Here is a 20,396-nt window from a genome sequence, read left to right as displayed (position 1 = left end):
GTGGCGGGTACGGGACTGCCGCCTGCCGCTCAGTCGCCGGAGCGCCGGGCCAGCACGAGGAGGTAGGCCCAGCCGGGGCGGCCTCTTGCGACCCGCCGGGCCGAGGCGATGGTGAAGCCCGCCCCGGCCAGCATCGAGCGGGCCTCGGGCTCGGTGAACTCGCGGGAGAGCCGCCCGTCGTCGAGGACGTGCAGCTTCCCCTCCGACTCCTGCTCCCCGCGCACGAACAGGCTGATGCCGAGCAGCCCGCCGGGACGCAGCAGCGCGTGCAGCGCGGCGAGGTGCGCGGGCTGGTCCCCGGGGAGCTGGTGGTGCAGCACCCCGTTGTCCAGCACGGCGTCGTACGCCTCCTCGTCGCGCAGGCCGCGTACATCGCCGACGACGAAGCGCACCCGGTCGCCCCAACGGGCGGTGATCTCCGCCCACTCGGGCAGTTCGACGAGGTCGGCGGCGGTGACCCGGTGGCCCGCGGCGAGCAGGGCCCCGGTGTCCCTGCCGCGGCCCGCGCCGACGTCGAGGACCCTGCTGTCGGGCGCCAGTTCCTCAAGGACCAGCTCCACCAGGCGCTTCATGGCGGGCTCGTCGGTCCAGCGGTCGTCCTCGCTCGCATACAGGTCGTGGAACGAGCGGCGCATCAGCTCGCGGTAGGTCTCCGTCTCCGGGTGTCCACCGGTGGTGGCCATCAGCCGATACGCTCCCATTCCTCCGGGGTGCCCGCGTCGGGGAAGACGGTGAGCACGGTGGACGTCGGGGGGAGCGACGCGGCGATCTCCCTGGCCACGGCCCAGTTGGCCGCCGCCGAGCTGCCGATGCGCACACCGGTGAGGTCGCGGTACTCGGCCATGAGGTCGAGGCACCGCGGATACGACACGTTCCTGTGCTCGATCTCCGCGTCGTGCGCGGCCACGAAGGGCTGCTTGAGCCCGTGCCCGAAGCCTCCTGAACCTCCGTACTTGGGCAGCCCGTTGGGCGGCTGCGGGCTGCCGTACGGGAGTTCGCTCGGGCAGACGCCGACCGCGCGGACACCGGGGAAGCGGGCACGCAGCGCGCGCAGCACCCCGATCAGTGTGCCGCCGGTGCCGATCGAGGCCACCCAGGCGTCCGGTGTGCGTCCGCCGGGCCGGGCCGCGAGCGCGTCGACGATCTCGGCGCCCGTGGTGCGGGCGTGGAAGGCCGGGTTGGCGGAGTTGCGGTGCTGGTAGAGGAGGGTCCAGTCGGGCTCCTTCTCGGCGATGGCGAGCGCGGTGCTGATGACTTCGATGAAGCCCAGGTCCTTGTCGACCAGGTCGAAGCGCGCGCCCCGCTCCTCCAGTGTGTCCAGCAGGCTGCGCGGGCTCGCGGAGGAGAGGACGAACCGGGCGGCGATCCCGAGGCCCTGGCAGAGGCCGGACAGGGCCCGGGAGAGGTTGCCGCCCGAGTACTCCAGCACCCGCAGCTCCTCCACCGGCCGCTGCCCGTGCTCGTGGAGGGCCGCGCCGATCAGCGCGTACGCCACCCGGTCCTTGATGGATCCCTCGGGGTTGTGCCACTCGCACTTGGCGAGGACGGCGGCGCCGCCCGCGGGTCCCGGCGCCTCGACGAGCGGGGTGCCGCCGAGCCGGGCGCCGAAGGCGCGGAAGGCGGGGTGGCGCCGCTCCACCTCGGCATAGTCCACTTCGGTGTCCACCGGCGCCCAGGGCGCGTCGATGGGTGCCACTGTTCGCTGTGCGCTGCTCACACGTCCTCCGCGAGGCGGAAGCCCATGGCGTAGATGGGCTTGCGGTACCAGCCGTGGCGCCGGCTGCACCTGGTCAGGTCCCCGTAGCGGGTGAAGCTGCCACCGCGCGCCACGCGGTAGGACTCGGCGTCCGTCAGCAGGTCGTCCGCGACGAACGCGCCGCCGGGGTAGGGCCGGTAGTCGTCCGACACGTACTCCTCGACGTTCCCGCCCATGTCGCTCAGGCCGAACGGGCCGCGTCCCTCGGGGTAGATGCCGACCGGGGTCGTGCTCAGGGGCCCCTGCTCCACGGTGTTGGCGGCGCCGGCGGCGAAGGTCTCGCCCCACGGGTAGGCGCGGCCCGCCCCGGCCGCGTACTCCCACTCGGCCTCGGTCGGCAGCCGGAAGGGCCGGCCGGTCCGCCGCGCCAGCCACGCGGCGTAGGCGTCCGCGGCCTCGGGGGGCACGGTCCACACGGGGTGGTTCGCCAGGTGCGCGGGGAAGACGCCGAACTGCCAGGAGGTGGGGAGCCATTCGGCGGACGTGTCGGCGAGGAAGCCCCGGTACTCCAGGTTGGTGACGGGGTAGCGGGCGAGCCGGAAGGGTGCCACGTCCACCGGGTGGCGCGGGGTCTCCTTGGCGATCCACTCGCCGCGCACCCCGACGTGGCTCCACTGGGCGGTGACGTCCTCGACGTCCGCCTCGCGCAGGCCGATGGCGGCCCGGCCGCCCGGGATCGCCACCATGGCGGGGGAGTCGGGGTCGATGCGGGGATCGCCGGCGAGCGCGAGCAGCGAGCCCGCCGTCCAGCGGTCGGCGAACGGGCGGTCCCGGTCCTCGGCGATCTCCGCGAGCCCGGCCGGGCTGGTGCCACTCAGCCTGCGGTACGCCGCGCGGACGTCGGCGGGGTCGAGCCGGGACACGAAGGTGCGCGGCAGACCCATGGCGGCCCGGTCGTCCAGCAGGTTGGGGTTGGCGGTCGGGGCGCTGCCCACGGTCACGACGGCACCTCGACCGGGTAGACCGAGCCGTCGTACGACCCGGCGAGGAAGCGGCCGCCGTCCTCGTCGAAGCAGAGCGAGGAGATGCCCGCCGTGGTGGGCCTGACGACGACGGGCCACTCGCCCGTGGTGCGGTCGTAGAGGGCCACCAGGCCGTTGTAGCCGCCGGTGGCGATGTGCCGGCCGTCCGCCGAGGTGCTGATGCTCTTGATGGAGTGGTCGTGCGGGGTGCTCACCACCTGCGCGGTGCTGCCGGTCCATATCCGCAGCCTGAGGTCGCGGCTGATGCTGACGAACTCGCCCGTGTCCGTGCCCGCGCAGCCGTTGGCGATCTTGTCGTGGGCTTCGGGGACCCGGGCCACCTCTTCGAAGGTCCCGGCCGAGAACCAGGCCGCCTCCGCGTCCGCGCTCACCGAGAAGATGAGGCCGCCCGCGGCGGCCACGCCCTTGACCGCGCCCGCGTGCAGGGGGAGCGTCGCCTCCAGGGTGAAGGCGCCGTCGTCGCCCAGCGAGAACACCAGCCCCTCGCCCGTGTAGGTGCCGACCACCACGTGCCTGCGGCCGTCGCGGTCGAACGCGGCGCCGCAGTTCAGCGGGGACCTGTGCTGGTGGATCGGGGCGCCGGTGAGGGCGTCGAAGACCGTGCCCATCTGGCCGCCTGTGAGGACGCGGTCGCCGACCGCGGTGAGGAAGTTGCACAGGCTTCCGGTGCGCGCCACCTCCCGGCCGTCGCGCCACAGCAGTCCGGCGTCGCCGATGGTGAGGGTCGAACCCTGGTGGCGAAGAACGGCGTTCACACCGAACGTCGGCTCGACACCGGCCAGGTCCCACTCCTCGGCCGCGATGTCGTACGTCGCGTACGAGGAGCCGAAGGTCGCGAACACCAGCGTCGTGTCGTCGAGGAACGCGCAGGAGCGCGGCCACACGTCGCTCGGCAGCGACGAGGAGGCGACCTCGCGGAGGTCCTGGCCCGAGACGTCCCAGACCCGCAGCTTGCGGTCGTAGCTGAGGCTGACGATGAGTTCGCGGGCCGCGTTGTACACGAGGCGCTTGATGCCGGCGTCGTGCGCCGGATGGGCGGTGGTGCCGGTCTCCTCGACCACCACGATCTCGCCGTCGTCGTTGCCCGCGTACACCGTTCCGCTGGAGGCGAGGGCCACGGTGTCCGTCTCGACGCCGCCGAGGTCGACGTCCTTCACCATGGTGCCGGTGGCGAGCGACCACCGCTTGACGGTCCCGTCGTCGCTCGACGAGATCAACTCCTTGCCGTCCGGGGACCATTCGACCGAGATGACATCGGCGGTGTGTCCCGTGAAGACGGCCTTGAGGCTACCGTCGAAGCCGTAGACGCGGACCCGGTGGTCGCGCGAGGCCGTCGCGATCAGGGGCTCGGTCGGGTGGAAGACCGACATCTCCACGTCGTCCTCGTGGTCGGAGAGGACGCTGACGAGTTTGAGGTCGGGCAGCGACCACAGGCGGGCCGTGTAGTCGCTGGAGGACGTGAGCAGGTACGCGCCGTCGGGGCTGAACGACACCTGGTTGGCCAGGTGGTCGTGGACGGAGCGGCTCAGCGGCCGCTTGCTCGCGGCATCCCAGAGGATGACCTGGTTGTCGTAACCCGCCGTGGCGACGTACGTGCCGGCGAACGCGGCGATCCCGCTGATGGGACCGGAATGGTGCATCACAGTGCCATTCCTTCGATGTCGATGGTGTGCTGGGTCTCGGAAACCTTCGCGCTGAGGTAGCGGTAGTTGTTCGGGTTGACGTGGGCCCCGGTGGGCACGGCGTGCCGTATCCGGATCCCGAGGGCCGTCAACTGCCTCACCTTGTCGGGGTTGTTCGTCAACAGGTCGATCTCGGCGGCACCGAGGACCCGCAGGATCTCCGCGGCAGCCGTGTAGTCGCGCTCGTCGGCCCTGCGGCCGATCGAGAGGTTGGCGGTGTAGGTGTCCTGCCCCTCGTCCTGGAGGCGGTACGCGTCGAGCTTGTTGTAGAGCCCGATCCCCCTGCCCTCCTGGCGGAGGTAGACGAGGTAGCCGCCCCGGTCGTGGATGCGGGTGAGGGCCTCGCGCAGCTGCGGACCGCAGTCGCAGCGGAGGGAGCCGAGCACGTCTCCCGTGAGGCACTCGGAGTGCAGCCGTACCAGGGGGACCGCCTGGGGTTCGCCGAGGCTGAGGGCGAGGTGTTCCCGTCCGTCGCTCAGGCCGTCGAAGGTGATGGCTCTGACGGTCACGGGGCTGTCGAGTCCCAGGTCGAGCGGAACGGGTGTAACTCCGCGGATTCGAACCGACCCGGACACATGGTGACGAGTGTTCATTTCCTGGGTTTCGCCACTCATTCGCGCGCCTTTCTGACGGCCTGATGAATGGAGTCGCTTCAACCATAAGGTGATCGAAGCGACTGACGAACAGGCGAAAATGAGCCAGGTCGCTGGCCGGAAACCGTCTGTCACGCAAGCGGAAGGTGATGCATCCTGCCTCGGGTGGCGTGACCGGGGAGTAACCCGGGATATCCGCATTTCCCCCACGGATGCTTCACTGGAGTCGTGAATGTCGACTTTGATCTCTTTCGGCCGAAGATGGCCAAGAATCTGGTTCTCGTCCTAGAGCGGGCCACGGAACGCGGCATCCGAGAATCGCCGGACCGTCGCGTAAGTGGTCGATCCGCAGCCGAGCAAAGGATATCCGGTGAAGATTCTCTGCATACTGGGGAGCCCGAGCCCCGCGGCGTGGTCACGTCGGCTCGCGACGGCGGTGGCTGACCGACTGCGGGTGCACGACTGCGAAGTTGACCTGCTTGACCTGCGGGATCTCCCTCTCGCCATGCTCGACACCGAGGCCTACGGCAGAGGCGGGGTCTATCCGCACGAGGGCGCCAGGGAGCTGCGCGCCCGCGTCGCAGCCGCGGACGGGGTGGTGCTCGCGACCTCGGTCTTCCATTCGAGCTACTCCGGCCTGCTCAAAAGCGCCCTCGACCATTTGGAAGCCGACGCGTTCGAGAACAAGCCGGTCGCACTGCTCGCCAACGCGGGTTCTGAACGTGGTGCGACCATTGCGTGCGAACATCTGCGCTCCGTGGTGAAGGCGCTGTCCGGCTGGGCGGTGCCCATGCAGGTCGCGAGTTCTCAAGCGGACTTCGACCAGGAGACCGGGCAAATCAAACCCGGAAACGTGGTGAGGCGCTGTGAAATCATGTGTGACGAGCTGGTGAAATTCATCGAAGCGTTCTCCTCCCTGCGGGTTCCCCGTTGAACAGGAAGACGGCGGAACCCACCGTGGGGCAGGTGGCGCGGCGGGGCCGCTTCAGTACGGCGCTCCGCGCGCTCAGGGTCAGGCAGTACCGGAATTACCTGATAGCCGAGACGATTTCCCTGATCGGCACATGGCTCCAGTTCACCGGTCAGATCTGGCTGGTCGTCCAAGTGCTCGCGCCCAACGACGGCTTCATGCTCGGGGTGACGTCCGCGGTGCAGTCCGCGCCGATCCTGCTGACCCTGTGGGGCGGAGCCATCGCGGACAGCCGGGACAAGCGCAAGGTCCTGCTGGTCACCCAGACCGTCTCGGGGATGGTGGCGCTCGGGCTCGGGCTCACCACCTGGGCCGGCGTGATCAGCCTCCCCATCGTCTGGGTCGCCGCCTTCGTCCTCGGCATGACCAACTCCGTCGACTCGCCCGCCCGCCAGGCGCTCGTCGCCGAACTCGTCGACGACGAGACGCGCCCGAGCGCCGTGGCCCTCAGCAGCGCCGTGTTCCAGGGCACGCGGGCGGTGGGGGTGGGCCTCGCGCCGGTGCTCGTGGCGGTCTGGGGGCTGCCCGCGCCCTTCCTGATCAACGCCCTCTCGTTCGGCGTGGTCCTCTTCATCCTCGTCAGGATGAAGGTGCGCCCGATCGCGCCGCAGGCCGACGCGCGGCGGGCGCTGGTCCGCGAGGGTCTTTCGGAGCTGCGGACCAGGCCCACCATCATGGCGCCCCTGGTGATCCTCGCCGTCATGGCGGTGTTCGCGCTCAACTTCGACGTCACACTGCCACTGCTCGCCACCAACACCCTGCACAGCGGGCTCGGGCTCACCAGCACACTGCTGACGGTGAGTTCGATCGGCGCCGTCGTCTCGTCGCTCCTCATCGCGACGACCCGCCAGGTCACCGACAGGACCCAGCGGACCTATGTCCTCGTGCTGGCCCTTTCGATGTGCGCCCTCGCCCTCACGCGCGTGCCGTGGCTCGCCATCGTCATCATGTTCCCGCTCGGCGGCGCGATCGCCGCGACGACGGCCAGCACCAGCACCCTGCTGCTCCAGCGCAGCGAACCCACCATGCGGGGCCGCATCATGTCCGTGTACGGGCTGATCATGCAGGGGTCCTCGCTGATCGGCGGCCTGATCCTCGGCGCACTCGCCGACCCCGGCGTGTGGGGTGCCCCCGGCAGCCTCTACGTGGGGGCCGCCGCCATCGGCTTCGGAGTGGCCCTCAGCCTCCTGGTGCTGGCGGGCCGGCTGCCGCTGCTGGTCGCGGCCGCGGTCAGGAAGCGCGGCAGCGCCAGGGAGGCCGGCCGGGAGGGGGACGCTCCGCGCGGGAACGCCCCACCGGAGGGCGACAGCGCCGGGACCTGACCGGAGGCGGCGGCCCCGGGCCGTGCCTCAGCCCTCCTGCCCGTAGGCCCAGGGGGCGAGGATCACGACCCACCCGTCGGGGTCCTCGAAGGCGACCGCGCCGCGGTCCGACCAGTAAGGGTTGGCCGTCACCACGGTCCTGTGGCCCGCCGCGCGCACCGGCGCAGCCGCGCCCTCCACCGCGGCGGTGTCCCCGAGGTACAGCACGACCTGGTTCTCCGGCGACGGCTCGGGCACGGCCCCGCCGTCGTGGACCAGCTCCAACTGGACGGCTTCGTCCGGCAGTCCGATCACCACTCCGTCATATCCCGCGTGTCCGGAGAACTCGGCGATCACCGGGAGGCCGAGCACCTCGTGGTAAAAGCGCCTGCACTCCGCCAGCTTGGCGGTTGGCCGAGCGAACCTCACGTTGGCGAGGGGGAGTTCACTCAGCCGGCCGTTCTTCGGCATCTTGCTCCTCAAGGTCGCTGCTGCTGGCGGCCACTGTAACGCCGCCCGGCGCACGCCTCCGGGTCCTGCCCGCAGGCCCTCTGCCGGCGGCCTCGCCGCCGCACACCGGACCCCCGTCCCGCCGCCGTACCCCGCACGCCGACACAGCCCAGGGAGGCGCAGTGAACACCCCGCAGGCCGACAGGACACCCCCGCAGGGCACCGCCGGGGGGCCCGCGTCCCCGCCGGGGGCGGCCGAGGCCCGCGGCGCCCGAGCCCGGGACGCGGGCGCGGCACCCGCCGCGCCCTCCCCGGCCGGCGCCACCGTCGGCTGGAGCGCCGCCGCCGACGCGGGCGCCCCCACCGTGCTGGTGCTGCTGCGCCACGGCGAGACGGCCCTCACCCCGGAGAAGCGGTTCTCCGGGAGCGGCGGCGACGACCCGTGCCTGTCGGCGGCAGGCCGGCGGCAGGCGGCGGCGGCCGCCGCGGAACTCGCCGCGCGGGCCGGCATCCAGGACGTGGTCTCCTCGCCCCTCGGGCGCTGCGTCGAGACTGCGGGCGCGGTCGCCGCGCGGACCGGACTCGACGTCCACGTCGAACACGACCTGCGGGAGGCCGACTTCGGGGCCTGGGAGGGGCTCACCTTCGCCGAGGCCAGGGAGCGCCACCCGGCGGACCTGGCCGCGTGGCAGTCCTCCCCCTGGGCCCCGCCGACCGGAGGGGAGAGCTTCGGCGCGCTCGGCGAGCGGGTCGAGGCCGCGCTCGCCGCCCTCCTGGCGCGGTACGCGGGCCGCACCGTCCTCGTCGTGACGCATGTGACGCCCGTCAAGACCCTCGTCCGGCGGGCGCTCGGCGCACCGCCCGAGGCCCTCTTCCGCATGGAGCTCTCACCTGCCTCGACCTCGGCCATCGCCTACTACCCGGACGGCAGCGCCTCGTTGCGAGTCTTCAATGACACGTCCTACCTGCGCTGACGTCCGCGTCCCTCCGGGGTGCGCGCCGTGCGCAGGGCGTGGTCGGCGTCGGCGCGGGCCAGGGCGAGCAGGTCGGCCATGGCCGCGGCGGCGCGGTCCGGGTCGCGCTCGCGCACCGCGTCGAGGACGGCGCGGTGGCTGGGGACCGGGTCGCCCGCCGCGCCCGCGGAGCCGTGGACGAGGCTGTCCCTGGCCTGGAGGGCGGCCTTCATGAGGTCGTCGAGCCTGGTCAGCATCTCGTTGCCGGAGGCGTGCAGGAGCGCGCGGTGGAAGGCGGCGTCGGCTGCTGCGGCCTCGCCCTCGCCGCGGGCCCCGGCCATCGCTCCGAGCGCCAGGTCGAGCGCGGCGAGGTCGTCGTCCGTGCGGCGCTGCGCGGCGCAGCGCACCGCCGCCGGTTCGACGATCACGCGCAGCTCCTGGAGGTCGCGCAGCAGCGACTCGCCCTTGCCGCAGGCCACGCGCCAGCGGATGACGTCCGCGTCGAGTGTGTTCCACTCGGCGCGCGGACGGACGAACGTCCCGCGCTTCTGCCGGGAGGCGACCAACTCCTTGCTCGCCAGGACCCGCAGGGCCTCGCGGACGACGGTGAGGCTGACGCCGAGTTCGCCGACGAGTTCCCTGGGGTCGAGCGTGGCGCCCTCAGGCACCTCGCCCGAGACGACGCGGTAGCCCAGCTGCTCGACCACCCGGCCGTGCGTGCCCCGGCCCGCGTACGACGCCATGGCGCTCCGTCTCCTCGCTCTGCGCGGCGGTGGCGCGCCCCCACCGCGCGGCGGCCACCTCAGAGGGCGATTATCGCCGTCCGCGCCCCTCTCCCCGGTCGCCGGGGTGGCCCGGCGGGCCGGGGCGCCGACCCCGGTGGCCGCCGAGCGTGGTCCGGTGGCTGCCGGTGTCCGCAGGTGCGCTCCGGTGGCCGCCGGGTGTGGACCGGGAACCGCCGGGTGTGGACCGGGGGCCGCCGGGTGCGGGCGGACGCCCACCCGCCCGGCACAGGGCGCAGGACGGGCGCCCGCCCACCCCTCTGTGATGCAGGTCACTATTGAGGAGCCTTATTAATTCATATTTAATGGCGGCCGTGCGATGGCGCACAGCCGCCGCCGGCACCCCCACGCCGGCGGTTGCGGCGCCGGGATGAGGAGGAGCCTGGATGCGTACGACCTCCGGTGGGCCCGAGGGGGAGCCGGCGCCGCCAGGGCCGCTCCCGCTGGTGGAACGGATCGGCATACCGCGCCCCCTGGCGTGGGGTTACCTGGCGGTCCTCGTCTTCATGATCGGCGACGGCGTCGAGTCGAACTACCTGGAGCCCTACCTCGCCGACTGGGGCTTCGGCGACCACTCGGCGGGCCTCGTCATCAGCGTCTACGGCGCGTTCGTGGCCGTGGGCTCCTGGTTCTCCGGCGCGCTGTCCACGCTGTGGGGCCCGCGCCGGGTGATGCGGCTGGGTGCCGCGCTCTGGGTCGTGTTCGAGGTCCTCTTCCTGGCCGTCGCGCTCCCCAGCGGCAACCACGCGCTGGTGTACGTCTGTTACGGCCTGCGCGGTGTCGCCTACCCTCTCTTCGCCTATGCCTTCCTGCTCTGGGTCCAGCTGACCAGCCGCAGCGAGCTGCGCGGTTCCGCGGCCGGCTGGTTCTGGTTCGCCTACAGCGCGGGGCTGCCCACCATCGGTTCCGCGCTCGCCGCGGTGGCGATCCCGCTCGTGGGCGCGTACGCGACCTTCTGGCTCTCCCTCGGGCTCGTGGCGGCGGGCGGCCTCATCGGCTCCCTCGCCGTGCGCGAGGCGCATGGCACCCGGCCCGTCACGGTAGGCGAGCGCCCCCGTGCGCGAACCGAACTGCTGCGCGGGATCAGTGTGTTGAGGCGCTATCCGCGCACCGGTGTCGCCGCGCTCGTCCGGATGATCAACACGACGCCGTACTTCGGCTTCTTCGTCTTCCTCCCGTCCTTCTTCAGCGACCGCATCGGCCTTGGCACCTCCGAGTACCTGGCGCTCGTGAGCTTCATGGGCGTCATCGGCATCCTCGCCGACCCGGTGCTCGGCCGGCTCAGCGACCGCTTCGGCTGGCGGCACACCATCGCCCTGGCCGGCGGCACCGGCTGCGCCGCCGGTGTGCTCGTCCTCTACTGGCTTCCCCAACTCGACCCCGGCAACTACCCGTTGGCGCTCGCCGCGACGGTCCTCTACGGCATCATGCTGGCCGGGTACATCCCGCTCTCCGCCCTGCTGCCCTCCCTGGTCCGCGAGGAGGACAAGGGCAACGCGATGGGCGTCTACAGCCTCGCCGCCGGCCTGTCCACCTTCGTCGGGCCGCTCACGTACGCGGTGTTCGACCCGCTCGTCGGGCACACCGGCGTGGTGCTGATCTACGCGGGGATGTACGTGGCGGGCGCCGTGCTCACCTGGCTCCTGCTGCGCGTCGACGAGGACCCCGGAGAGCTGCGGGCCGCCGCCGCGAAGGAGGCCGCCACCGCGGGCGCTGCGCGCGCCTGACCCGCAGTCACCCGTGGGAGCGCGCCCCGCGCCCACGCCCCGAAGGACCAGAAAACGAAGGGCAGGGACCACCATGACCGCCTCCGCCTCACCCTCCGGAGCCCCCGGCCCCGCCGTGCCCGCCCGGATGACGGGCGCGTACCTGCCGGGCGACGGCACGGTCGCGCTGCGCGAGACCGCGGTGCCCGTACCCGGCGAGGGGCAGGTGCTGCTGCGCACCCGCGCCTCCGGGATCTGCGGCAGCGACATCCACTACATCTACAACGGCCACATCGGCGAGGGCGGCGCCGCCTACCGAGGCGTCGTCGCGGGCCACGAGCCCGCGGGGGAGGTCGTGGAGGCCGGCCCCGGCTGCCGGCGACTGCGCCCCGGCGACCGCGTCGCCGTCTACCACATCTCCGGCTGCGGCCAGTGCGAGGAGTGCTCCCGCGGCTACTTCATCGGCTGCACGTCAGAGCTCCGCGCCGCCTATGGCTGGCAGCGCGACGGCGGCCACGCGCCGTACCTCCTCGCGGACGAGAACACCTGCGTGCCGCTGCCCGAGCCGCTCACGTACGTCGACGGCGCGTTCATCGCCTGCGGCGTCGGCACGGTGTACGAGGCGCTGACGCGCATCGGTGTCAGCGGCGCCGACCGGCTCCTCGTCACCGGGCTCGGCCCGGTCGGGGCCGCCGCCGCGCTGGTGGCGCGGGCGCTCGGCGTCTCCACCGTGTACGGGGCCGAGGTGGTGCCGGGCCGGATGGCGTGGGCGCGCGGCCTCGGCCTGTTCGACGAGGTGATCGACTCCTCGGACGCGCCGCTCGACGCGGTGCGCGCCCTCACGGGCGGCACCGGCGTGGAGGCCGCGGTCGACTGCTCGGGCCACCCCGCGGCCCGCTCGCTTGCGCTGAGGTCCCTCCGGGTGCGCGGCAGGCTGGCGCTGGTCGGCGAGGGCGGCCCGATGTCCCTCGACGTCTCCGAGGACGTCCTGCACAAGCAGGTGCTGATCTCCGGTTCGTGGGTCACCTCCGTGCCCGGCATGACACGCCTCGCGGAGCTGCTCGCCCGCCGGGGTCTGCACCCGGAGGCCCTGGTCAGCGACCGCTTCCCGCAGGCGGAGGCGGGCCGGGCGTACGAGGCGGCCGTGGGCCGGGCCGCGGGCAAGGTCTGCCTCGTCTTCGACGACTGACGTCCCCGGCTGCCCCCGGCTGCCGCCCGGGGGACGACGGCCGACCCCACGCACATTAATTACGAAATAAATATTGACCTGCCGTCGGCGGAATGGTGCAGTCCTGCCCGGAAGGCTCCCCCTGCCAGATCCCCCGGGAAGAACTCATGACCCCCACACCGCCCGCCCCGCCCGTCCCCGGCCTCGCGGCCCCCACCCGCCTGAGGCAGGTCGTCCTCGTGGCGGCCGCCGCCGCCATGGGCGGGTTCCTCTTCGGCTACGACAGCTCCGTCATCAACGGCGCGGTCGAGGCCGTACGTGACAGGTACGACATCGGCTCCGCGGCCCTCGCCCAGGTCATCGCCGTCGCGCTGATCGGCTCCGCGATCGGCGCTGCCGTCGCGGGCCGGATCGCCGACCGCATCGGGCGCCTCGGCTGCATGCGCATCGCGGCGGCCCTGTTCTGCGTCAGCTCCGTCGGCTCCGCGCTGCCCACGGGCATCGGGGACCTCTCGGCCTGGCGGGTGATCGGCGGCTTCGGCATCGGCATGGCGTCCGTCATCGGCCCCGCCTACATCGCGGAGGTCGCGCCGCCCGCGTACCGGGGCAGGCTCGCCTCGTTCCAGCAGGCGGCCATCGTGACCGGCATCGCCGTCTCCCAGCTCGTCAACTGGCTGATCCTCAGGTTCGCCCACGGCGACCAGCGCGGCACGCTCGCCGGTCTTGAGGCGTGGCAGTGGATGCTCGGCGTCATGGTCGTGCCGTCCCTGGTGTACGGGCTCCTCTCGTTCGTGATCCCCGAGTCGCCGCGCCACCTCATCGCGCGGGGCCACACCGAGCGGGCGCGCCGGATCCTGGTCAGGCTGGAGGGCGAGGGGCCCGGACTCGACGGGCGGATCGCCGAGATCCGCGACCACCTGGCGAGCGGCGCGCGCCCCGCCTTCCGCGACCTGCGCGGGCCCGTGCTCGGGCTGCGCGGCATCGTCTGGGTGGGCATCGGGATGGCGCTGTTCCAGCAACTCGTCGGGATCAACGTCGCGTTCTACTACTCGGCGACGCTGTGGCAGTCCGTGGGCATCGACCCGGGCAGCTCCTTCCTCTACTCCTTCACCACGTCGCTGGTGAACATCGTGGGCACGGTCGTCGCGGTGCTGCTGGTGGACCGGGTGGGCCGCAAGCCCCTCGTGCTGGTCGGCTCCGCCGGCATGGCGCTGTCCCTGGCCTGCGAGGCGTGGGCGTTCTCCGCGCACCTCGTGGACGGCAGGCTCCCGCACGCTCAGGGGCTGGTGGCGCTCGTGGCGGCCCATGTGTTCGTGCTGTGCTTCGCCTCGTCGTGGGGCGTGGTGCTGTGGGTCATGCTCGGGGAGATGTTCCCCGTCGCGATCCGCGCCGCCGCCCTCGGCGTCTCCTCGGCCGCCGTCTGGGTCGCCAACTGGGTCGTCACGGCGACGTTCCCCAGCCTGTCCGACTGGAACCTCGGCGGGACCTACCTCGTCTACACCGCCTTCGCCGCGCTCTCCCTCCCGTTCGCCGCGAAGTTCGTCCGCGAGACCAGGGGCAGGAGGCTGGAGGACATGGGCTGAGCACCCCCGCCGGGGGCGCCCGGCTGCACACGCGCCTGGGCCGTGCTCCGTACCTGTGGATCGCTCGTGGCGGACGGTGGCGTACGTCCTGGCCGTCAGTCCATCCCCTTGCTGCCCGGCGTCCAGAACGGCTTGGTCAGGACCGCGCGCCGGTCCCAGCCCGCTTCCTGGACGAGCACCCGCCGCACTGCTTGCACGTCCCGTGCCTCCCCGGCGACGTAGGCGATCCCGCCGGGTCCGGGAGCGAGGCGTCGTACGGCGTCCGGCAGGGACGTCCCGCCCCGGGGCACCCGGCCGAGCCGGTCGACCGGGGCACCCGGCCGAGCCGGTCGCCCACGGGTCCGTGTCGACCGCGAAGGCGAACGGCTCGGCCGGCTCCGCCGCCGGTCGCCGGCCATCCAGCCGTCGAGCTCTGCCGCCGAGCCGATCAGGTCCCGCCGCTGCCGGGCCGGACCGCTGTCTTCACCCGACCGGTCCGACGTATCGGTGACTCCGCCCCGCGGGCACTCACGTGAGCCAACCTGGGAGGATCTCCGCCACACGCCCTGCACGCCTGCCTTCGCCGGCGCGACCAGAACGCCCGCCACCACGAGGTCCCGGCAGCTCAGCCCCGTGCACCTTCCCGGTCACAGGGCCGGCGGGACTACAACCGGGGCGGCGCTGCTCTGCCAGGTGTGGCCGCGGGCCGCTAAGCCGCCCTCGAACAACTGCTCCGGCACTGCAGGCACGCCTTCGCCACGGACGCCGCGCCGGCGCCGCCGCCCCCGGCGTGACGGCGGCGCCGTCAGGGCGACGGGGGCAGCCAGCCGATGAGTTCGCGGGCGCCGAGTACGAGCGCGCCCATCTCGGCGCATTCGTCCATGCCCCGCGGGTACGCGCGCGAGACGGCGTCGGGGACGACGACGGCGTGGAAGTCGCGTTCGCTGGCCTCGTAGAGGGTGGTGCGGGGGCAGTTGGGGAAGTTGGCGCCGATCACGACGACCGTGTCGACGCCGAGGCCGCGCAGATGCCCGGTGAGTCCCGTGCCGAAGAAGGCGCCCCAACGCGGCTTGTACATCAGCCATTCGGCCTCTCCCACCGGTTGGAACGCGCCCCGGAGCAGGGCGGCGTGGTCCAACTCCACCGGGCAGGGCGCCAGTTCGGGGCGCAGCCCGCTGCCGGGCGAGCCGGGCAGCACGATCCGCGCGCCGCCGGCCAGGGCGTCCCGGCGGGAGAGCTCCGCGTTCGACCCGTCCGGCAGGTAGAGCCGTACGACGTGCACCACCGGCAGCCGGCGGGCGCGGAACGCGGCGGCGATCTCCGCCATGGCGGGCACCAGTTCGTGGGTGCCGGGGATGGCGTGGGGAGAGCCGGGCAGGGTGAAGTCGTTCTGCACGTCGATGGTGAGCAGGGCGCTGCGGCTCGGGTCGGGGCGGTTGGTCACGGGGCGTGCTCCTCTGCTTCTCGTCCGGCGCGGGCGTACGGCGGCTCGGATCGTACGGCGGCCGGTGGCGGCACGGGCACCCCGCGGGCACCCCGGGGCGGCCCGGCCGGGCGGTCCTGGCGTCCCGCGCGCACCGGTCCTGACCCGGTCGGAGGCGGGCCGGGAGGCCCCTCGGGCCCACCCCGGGGCGGCCTGGCCGGGGCGGTCCTGGCGCCCTCGCGGGTCCGCCCGCCAGCATGTGGTCCCTTCTTGACGTGGACGGCTTCGACCTGTTTGGCTATTTGGTATGAAGGTCGGATCAACGCTCACGCGACGGCGCCACGTCGACTATGGTCGTCTCGCCAGCACCTTCTGCTGTCCCGCCGCTCACTGAGGGCGCGCTTCCTCGTACCGCGGGCCCCTTCCGCCGCGGCCCCCGCGCCTTTGCGCCCCGCCCGTCCGGACCGCTGAAGCTCCGGACCGCCGCAGCCCCCTCTCCTTCCGATCCCCCTGCCCCGGGCCGGACCTCCGTCGTCCTGGGACGGCTCCGCCACCCGTGTCGCACATCAGGCAGGACCCGCCGTGCCCGGGTGCGCACGGCGGGGTGCTCCGGCGCACGCTCACGACGAAACGAGTGCTCATGGCCACCGTCCTGTCCCTCTCCGGAAGCCCGTCCGCCTCCTCCCGCACCGCGCGGCTCCTGCGCCACCTGGACGCCAGGGTCGCCGAGCACGGCCACACCGTCGTACCGCTCGACGTGCGGACGCTGCCGGCCGGGCCGCTGCTGCACGCCGACACCTCGGACCCGGGCATCGCCCGCGCCGTCGACCTGGTGGAGAGCGCCGACGGGATCATCGTCGGCACCCCGATCTACAAGGCGGCCTACTCGGGCCTGCTGAAGTCCCTGCTCGACCTGCTTCCGCAGTCCGCGCTCGCGGGCAAGACCGTGCTGCCGCTGGCCACCGGAGGCACGGCCACGCACGTCCTCGCGATCGACTACGCGCTGCGCCCTGTGCTCTCGTCGATGGGGGCCCATCACGTCGTGCAGGGCTGGTTCGTGCTCGACCGTCACATCACCGTCCACGACGGAGGGGTGAGCGTCGACCCGGCCGCGGAGGAGGGGCTGCACAAGGTCGTCGACCGGTTCACCCGGGCGCTGGCCTCGCAGTCCGACCTGAGCGCCGTCCGCTGAGCCCTGCCCGCGTTTTTTCTCGCCTCAGACCATATAAATTATTTTTTACCTGAGGCGGGTCCGTACTCTTCCGCACCTCCTGGAGCCCCCGTGTCCGTACGCGACCGCACGACCCTCGCCGTGCCACCCCAGCCGCAGGACTTCCCCGACAGCCCGCTGAGCCGGGCCTTCAGGCAGCCGCTGATGCTGGGCGTCTTCCTGCCGTTGCAGACCGGCGGCTGGTCCCAGTCCACGCTGCCGCGCGGCACCGACTGGACCTTCGACTACAACCTCGAACTCACCCGCCGCGCCGAGGACCTCGGCTTCGACATCGCCTTCGGCCTCTCGCAGTGGCTGCCGAAGGGCGGGTTCGGCGGCGCGAGCCACTACCGGGAGAACTTCCTCGACCCGTTCGTCTCCGCCGTCGCCCTCGCCTCGGCGACCCGCTCGATCCTGCTGCTCGGCACCATCCACGCGCTCTACGGGCCGTGGCACCCGCTGCACGTCGCCAAGTTCCTCGCCACCGCCGACCACGTCTCGGGCGGCAGGTTCGGGGCGAACATCGTGACCGGGTACGCCGACACGGAGTCCGCCATGTTCGGCATGACGCGCCCCGAGCACGACCGCAGGTACGAGATGGCCGACGAGTTCGTCTCCGTCGCCAAGGATCTGTGGGCGGGCGAGGACAACCTCACCTTCGAGGGCGAGCACTGGTCCCTCAAGGAGGCGTACGTCTCGCCGCGGCCCGCCTTCGGCAGGCCCGTCCTGGTCTCCGCGAGCGGCTCGCCCGCCGGGTTCGCCTACGCGGGGCGCCACTCCGACATCGTCTTCATCTCCAGCCCCGCGGGGGAGCAGATCGACGACGCGCTCGCCGCGCTGCCCGCGCATGTGCGGGCCGTGAAGGAGGCCGCCCGCGGGCAGGGCCGCGAGGTGCGCGTGATCATCAACCCGACGGTGGTCTCGCGGCCCACCAGCGCCGAGGCGCACGCGTACTACCAGGCCATCCAGGACCACGCGGACCTGGAGTCGATCGGCGCGTTCCAGTCGCGGCACGCGGCCGGCGACAGCAAGTCCTGGCTCGAACACACCGCGCGCGGCCGGGCCGTCGGCGGTCACCTGCACATCGTCGGCTCGCCCGAGGAGGTCACCGACCGGCTGGACCGGCTGCACGCCACCGGCGTCGACGGCGTCCAGCTCACCTTCTACGACTACCTGCCCGACCTCGACCACTTCGGCCGCGAGATCCTGCCGCTGCTGGAGGAGGCAGGGCTGCGCAAGCCCGTGCCGCCCGCCGGCGGGCGGCACGCGGCCGGCGCCCGCACGGCCCCTGAGGGAGGCGCGTCATGACCGCGGTCTCGCCCCCGGCCGTGGACCGGGCGAAGGGGCCCGCGCTCGGCCGCGATTCCTGGCTCGTCCTCGCCATCACCCTGGTGTTCTGGGTCGCGGACGGCTACGACACCTTCGTCCTGATCATCACGGGCAGGCCCGCCCTGCTCGACCTGCTCCCCGCGGCCCAGGCGGCCGCCGTGCCGCGCTACATGGGCTACCTCCTCGCCATCACCCTGGCGGGCTGGGCCACCGGCGGCATCGTGGGCGGCATCGTCGGCGACCGGCTCGGCCGCCGCAGGACGATGGTCGCGGGCGTCGCCCTCTACAGCCTGGCGACCGTGGTCGCGGCCACCACGGGCACCTGGTGGCTGCTCGGCGTCACCCGCTTCTTCACCGGCGTCGGCATCGGCGCCGAGTGGGGCGTGGGCACCTCGCTGCTCCAGGAGACCTGGCCCGAGCGGTGGCGCACCCGCGGCGCGGGACTGCTCCAGGCGGGGTTCTCGCTCGGCGGCCTCGTCGTGTCCGCGCTGTGGGTCCTCATCGGCTCCACCTGGGGCCTGTCGTGGCGCTGGATGTACGTGTTCGGCGTGGTGCCCCTGGTGATCATCGCCCTGGTGTACCGGCGCATCCCGGAGTCCGCCCGGTGGGCGAGCGGCGGCGGTGGGCGCCGGGAGCGCGCCGGGCTGCTGCGCGGCGCGACCGGCCGCAGGTTCCTCGCCGCGCTCGGGGTGTCCGTCGCCATCACCGTGGGCTGGTGGGCCGTCTCGTCGTACCAGCCGACCTTCGTGGGCGGCCTCGTCGACGACCCGCGCAGGACGGCCTTCTACACCGGCTGGGCCGGGGCGCTCTACAACGTCGGGGAGATCGCCGGCTGCATCGCCTTCGGCTTCCTCGCCGAGGCGTGGGGACGCAGGGCGACCACCCTGGTCTTCCTCGCCGGATCGTGCGTGATCGTGCCCGTGGTGTTCCTCGGGCTGCACGAGGCGGGACCCGCGACGCTCGCGCAGCTGGTCGCGGGCCTGTTCACCGGCGGCCTCTACAGCTGGTACGCGGTGCACACGCCCGAACTCTTCGCGACGCGGATGCGGGCCACGGCGATCAGCGCGGTGTTCTCGGGCGCCCGCTACCTCGCCATGATCGCCTCGATCGTCTCGGGCTCCCTGGCCTCCGCGCTCGGCGGCTTCGACCGGGCCGCGGTGATCTTCACGCCCGTCTACCTGCTGGGCGCCGTCGCCGTGCTGTGCCTGCCGGAGACCCGCGGCAAGGGGCTCCCCGCGTGAGCGCCGCGCCGTGGGCGCCAGCCCCTCCTCCCGTACCGAACCGCCCCCGCGCGCAAGGAGCGCACCGATGACACGTCCCGACCCCGAATTCCTCTGGTACTACGTGACGCACGACGGCCCCTACCCATGGGAGCCCGAGGGGCGCCGCGACATCAGGCTGCCCGACATCACGGCCCTCGCGTCCGCGCTCGACCGGCTGCCCTACAGCGGCGCCCTGCTCTCCACGACCGGCCACAACGTGTGGGTCACCGGCACCGCGGCGGCCGCCGTCACCCGCGACTTCCGCCCGCTGCTCGCGCTGCGCCCGCAGTTCACCTCGGTCACCGAACTCGCCAACATGGCCATCAGCTTCGACGACCTCTTCGACGGCCGGCTGCTGATCAACGTCATCAACTCCGAGACGCCGGTGTGGCGCCAGCACGGCATCAGGCTGGAGAACGACGAGCGCTACGACCTGCACGCCGAGTACTGGGAGGTCTTCAACCGCCTGGTGGCGGGCGAGACCGTGACGTACCGCGGCCGGTACGTCGACGTGGAGAACGCGCGCGGCAACCCGTGGGTCGAGCCGCGCCGCGACCACATCCCGCTGTGGTTCTCCGGTTCGTCCCCCAAGGCACTCGACGTGGCGGGCCGGTTCGCGGACGCGTACCTCACCTTCTCGGAACCCCTTGAGCAGTTGAACGAGAAGACCGCGGCCGTACGGGAGAAGGCGGCGCAGTACGGCAGGTCGCCCAGGATCGGGCTGCGCGCCTCGCTGATCACCGGCGCCACCGACGAGGACGCCTGGCGCAAGGCGGACCGGCTGCTCGCCGCGACCAGCAGGGCCACCCTCGACCGCAAGCTCGGGCTGATCGCGAAGGGCGGCAACGGCGGCGGCACGTCCGTCACCCAGTCCCGCGTCTTCGCGCACCTGCCCGCCAAGGCCCTCGACGTGCTGCGTGACGGCGGGCTGCCGGCCGCCCGCGACCTCGCCCACGACGACAACCTCTGGCCCGGCATCTCGCTGCTCCAGCAGGGGCCGCCGATGGCCCTGGTCGGCGGCTACGACAGCATCGCCGCCCGGCTGAGGGAGTACCACGCGGCGGGCGTCGACATCTTCATCCTCGACTCGCTGCCCCTGCTCGAAGGGGCCTACGAGGTCGCGGAGCACATCCTCCCCGCGTTCAAGACCCCCTGAGCCCTGCCCGGTCACCCGCCGAGGCATGACCAACGCCCCAGCCCCTCCCACGACCTCAAGGAGAATCTCAATGATCGTGTCAAGCCGCATGCGTGACCGGTGGGGCGGAG

Annotated in this window: 18 protein-coding genes and 1 pseudogene; 10 read left to right on the top strand and 9 right to left on the bottom strand. The window is 72.7% G+C overall.

Translation table 11 applies throughout. From position 1 onward, the window contains the following. Nucleotides 1-29: 29 nt before the first annotated feature. From ABEA77_RS25830 to ABEA77_RS25810, 5 genes are read right to left on the bottom strand one after another with little or no spacing between them, the layout of a single operon-like run. Nucleotides 30-683, bottom strand: a complete 654-nt coding sequence (locus tag ABEA77_RS25830; RefSeq protein ID WP_345652293.1) for a class I SAM-dependent methyltransferase — start codon at nt 681-683, stop codon at nt 30-32. Continuing rightward, nucleotides 683-1,717 (bottom strand): pyridoxal-phosphate dependent enzyme, encoded by a 1,035-nt coding sequence (locus ABEA77_RS25825; RefSeq protein ID WP_345652291.1) that lies wholly within the window; start codon nt 1,715-1,717, stop codon nt 683-685. The genes ABEA77_RS25830 and ABEA77_RS25825 overlap by 1 nt, the downstream gene beginning before the upstream one ends. Beyond that, on the bottom strand, nt 1,714-2,697 hold the full coding sequence (locus ABEA77_RS25820; protein WP_345652289.1) for a formylglycine-generating enzyme family protein: 984 nt from the start codon (nt 2,695-2,697) through the stop codon (nt 1,714-1,716). Before ABEA77_RS25820 ends, ABEA77_RS25825 begins: the two co-directional genes overlap by 4 nt. Beyond that, on the bottom strand, nt 2,694-4,379 hold the full coding sequence (locus ABEA77_RS25815; RefSeq protein WP_345652287.1) for a WD40 repeat domain-containing protein: 1,686 nt from the start codon (nt 4,377-4,379) through the stop codon (nt 2,694-2,696). The genes ABEA77_RS25820 and ABEA77_RS25815 overlap by 4 nt, the downstream gene beginning before the upstream one ends. Next, nucleotides 4,379-5,014 carry a GTP cyclohydrolase II gene (locus tag ABEA77_RS25810; RefSeq protein ID WP_425588390.1) on the bottom strand — a complete coding sequence of 212 codons (636 nt, stop codon included), beginning with the start codon at nt 5,012-5,014 and terminating at the stop codon, nt 4,379-4,381. Before ABEA77_RS25810 ends, ABEA77_RS25815 begins: the two co-directional genes overlap by 1 nt. Before the next feature lie 337 nt (nt 5,015-5,351). On the opposite strand from ABEA77_RS25810, the gene ABEA77_RS25805 reads away from it, so the two are divergent. Continuing rightward, the gene (locus tag ABEA77_RS25805; protein WP_345652282.1) at nt 5,352-5,948 is read left to right on the top strand and encodes an NADPH-dependent FMN reductase; all 597 of its coding nucleotides are present in this window, start codon (nt 5,352-5,354) and stop codon (nt 5,946-5,948) included. Beyond that, nucleotides 5,945-7,306 (top strand): MFS transporter, encoded by a 1,362-nt coding sequence (locus ABEA77_RS25800; protein WP_345652280.1) that lies wholly within the window; start codon nt 5,945-5,947, stop codon nt 7,304-7,306. The genes ABEA77_RS25805 and ABEA77_RS25800 overlap by 4 nt, the downstream gene beginning before the upstream one ends. A 27-nt stretch (nt 7,307-7,333) precedes the next feature. On the opposite strand, the gene ABEA77_RS25795 is transcribed toward ABEA77_RS25800, so the two are convergent. Continuing rightward, nucleotides 7,334-7,756, bottom strand: coding sequence for a VOC family protein (locus ABEA77_RS25795; protein ID WP_345652277.1), 423 nt, complete (start codon nt 7,754-7,756; stop codon nt 7,334-7,336). A 110-nt stretch (nt 7,757-7,866) separates the two neighbouring features. On the opposite strand from ABEA77_RS25795, the pseudogene ABEA77_RS25790 reads away from it, so the two are divergent. Continuing rightward, a pseudogene (locus ABEA77_RS25790) lies at nt 7,867-8,709 on the top strand (histidine phosphatase family protein); the annotation flags it as partial. Here ABEA77_RS25790 and ABEA77_RS25785 read toward each other — a convergent pair. Continuing rightward, nucleotides 8,697-9,431 carry a FadR/GntR family transcriptional regulator gene (locus ABEA77_RS25785; protein WP_345652275.1) on the bottom strand — a complete coding sequence of 245 codons (735 nt, stop codon included), beginning with the start codon at nt 9,429-9,431 and terminating at the stop codon, nt 8,697-8,699. The pseudogene ABEA77_RS25790 and the gene ABEA77_RS25785 overlap by 13 nt on opposite strands. A gap of 425 nt (nt 9,432-9,856) precedes the next feature. On the opposite strand from ABEA77_RS25785, the gene ABEA77_RS25780 reads away from it, so the two are divergent. The 3 genes from ABEA77_RS25780 (at nt 9,857) to ABEA77_RS25770 (ending at nt 13,927) form a co-directional block, all read left to right on the top strand. After that, nucleotides 9,857-11,197 (top strand): MFS transporter, encoded by a 1,341-nt coding sequence (locus ABEA77_RS25780; protein WP_345652272.1) that lies wholly within the window; start codon nt 9,857-9,859, stop codon nt 11,195-11,197. Between the two features lie 73 nt (nt 11,198-11,270). Continuing rightward, nucleotides 11,271-12,365, top strand: a complete 1,095-nt coding sequence (locus ABEA77_RS25775; protein WP_345652269.1) for a zinc-dependent alcohol dehydrogenase family protein — start codon at nt 11,271-11,273, stop codon at nt 12,363-12,365. A 146-nt stretch (nt 12,366-12,511) separates the two neighbouring features. Next, complete coding sequence (locus tag ABEA77_RS25770; protein WP_345652266.1) at nt 12,512-13,927, top strand: sugar porter family MFS transporter; 1,416 nt, start codon at nt 12,512-12,514, stop codon at nt 13,925-13,927. A 95-nt stretch (nt 13,928-14,022) separates the two neighbouring features. Here the strand turns inward: ABEA77_RS25770 and ABEA77_RS25765 are convergent, their stop codons facing one another. Together ABEA77_RS25765 and ABEA77_RS25760 are read right to left on the bottom strand one after the other, a co-directional pair. Next, nucleotides 14,023-14,325, bottom strand: coding sequence for an SIP domain-containing protein (locus ABEA77_RS25765; RefSeq protein WP_425588389.1), 303 nt, complete (start codon nt 14,323-14,325; stop codon nt 14,023-14,025). Between the two features lie 386 nt (nt 14,326-14,711). Next, the gene (locus tag ABEA77_RS25760; RefSeq protein WP_345652263.1) at nt 14,712-15,350 is read right to left on the bottom strand and encodes a cysteine hydrolase family protein; all 639 of its coding nucleotides are present in this window, start codon (nt 15,348-15,350) and stop codon (nt 14,712-14,714) included. Between the two features lie 619 nt (nt 15,351-15,969). Here ABEA77_RS25760 and ssuE point away from each other — a divergent pair. The 4 genes from ssuE to ABEA77_RS25740 all read left to right on the top strand — a co-directional run bounded on the left by ssuE (nt 15,970) and on the right by ABEA77_RS25740 (nt 20,286). After that, on the top strand, nt 15,970-16,521 hold the full coding sequence (gene ssuE, locus ABEA77_RS25755; protein ID WP_345652260.1) for an NADPH-dependent FMN reductase: 552 nt from the start codon (nt 15,970-15,972) through the stop codon (nt 16,519-16,521). A 90-nt stretch (nt 16,522-16,611) separates the two neighbouring features. Continuing rightward, a complete protein-coding gene (locus ABEA77_RS25750; RefSeq protein ID WP_345652256.1) occupies nt 16,612-17,847 on the top strand; it encodes an LLM class flavin-dependent oxidoreductase in 1,236 nt (411 codons plus the stop codon). After that, nucleotides 17,844-19,109, top strand: coding sequence for an MFS transporter (locus tag ABEA77_RS25745; protein WP_345652253.1), 1,266 nt, complete (start codon nt 17,844-17,846; stop codon nt 19,107-19,109). The genes ABEA77_RS25750 and ABEA77_RS25745 overlap by 4 nt, the downstream gene beginning before the upstream one ends. Before the next feature lie 67 nt (nt 19,110-19,176). Next, nucleotides 19,177-20,286 (top strand): LLM class flavin-dependent oxidoreductase, encoded by a 1,110-nt coding sequence (locus ABEA77_RS25740; RefSeq protein WP_345652250.1) that lies wholly within the window; start codon nt 19,177-19,179, stop codon nt 20,284-20,286. Nucleotides 20,287-20,396 lie beyond the last annotated feature (110 nt).

The sequence above is a fragment of the Streptomyces tremellae genome (genome assembly GCF_039540215.1).
Lineage (GTDB): Bacteria > Actinomycetota > Actinomycetes > Streptomycetales > Streptomycetaceae > Streptomyces > Streptomyces tremellae.
Note: the sequence above shows the minus strand (reverse complement) of the source record. Positions and strands in the feature narration are given on the sequence as shown.

Bases quoted from the DNA above. Each gene is read 5' to 3' on its own strand.
- ABEA77_RS25830 (WP_345652293.1), bottom strand. From the start codon at position 683: ATGGCCACCACCGGTGGACACCCGGAGACGGAGACCTACCGCGAGCTG.
- ABEA77_RS25815 (WP_345652287.1), bottom strand. From the start codon at position 4,379: ATGCACCATTCCGGTCCCATCAGCGGGATCGCCGCGTTCGCCGGCACG.
- ABEA77_RS25810 (WP_425588390.1), bottom strand. From the start codon at position 5,014: ATGAACACTCGTCACCATGTGTCCGGGTCGGTTCGAATCCGCGGAGTT.
- ABEA77_RS25795 (WP_345652277.1), bottom strand. From the start codon at position 7,756: ATGCCGAAGAACGGCCGGCTGAGTGAACTCCCCCTCGCCAACGTGAGG.
- ABEA77_RS25785 (WP_345652275.1), bottom strand. From the start codon at position 9,431: ATGGCGTCGTACGCGGGCCGGGGCACGCACGGCCGGGTGGTCGAGCAG.
- ABEA77_RS25780 (WP_345652272.1), top strand. From the start codon at position 9,857: ATGCGTACGACCTCCGGTGGGCCCGAGGGGGAGCCGGCGCCGCCAGGG.
- ABEA77_RS25775 (WP_345652269.1), top strand. From the start codon at position 11,271: ATGACCGCCTCCGCCTCACCCTCCGGAGCCCCCGGCCCCGCCGTGCCC.
- ABEA77_RS25770 (WP_345652266.1), top strand. From the start codon at position 12,512: ATGACCCCCACACCGCCCGCCCCGCCCGTCCCCGGCCTCGCGGCCCCC.
- ABEA77_RS25765 (WP_425588389.1), bottom strand. From the start codon at position 14,325: ATGGCCGGCGACCGGCGGCGGAGCCGGCCGAGCCGTTCGCCTTCGCGG.
- ssuE (WP_345652260.1), top strand. From the start codon at position 15,970: ATGGCCACCGTCCTGTCCCTCTCCGGAAGCCCGTCCGCCTCCTCCCGC.
- ABEA77_RS25745 (WP_345652253.1), top strand. From the start codon at position 17,844: ATGACCGCGGTCTCGCCCCCGGCCGTGGACCGGGCGAAGGGGCCCGCG.
- ABEA77_RS25740 (WP_345652250.1), top strand. From the start codon at position 19,177: ATGACACGTCCCGACCCCGAATTCCTCTGGTACTACGTGACGCACGAC.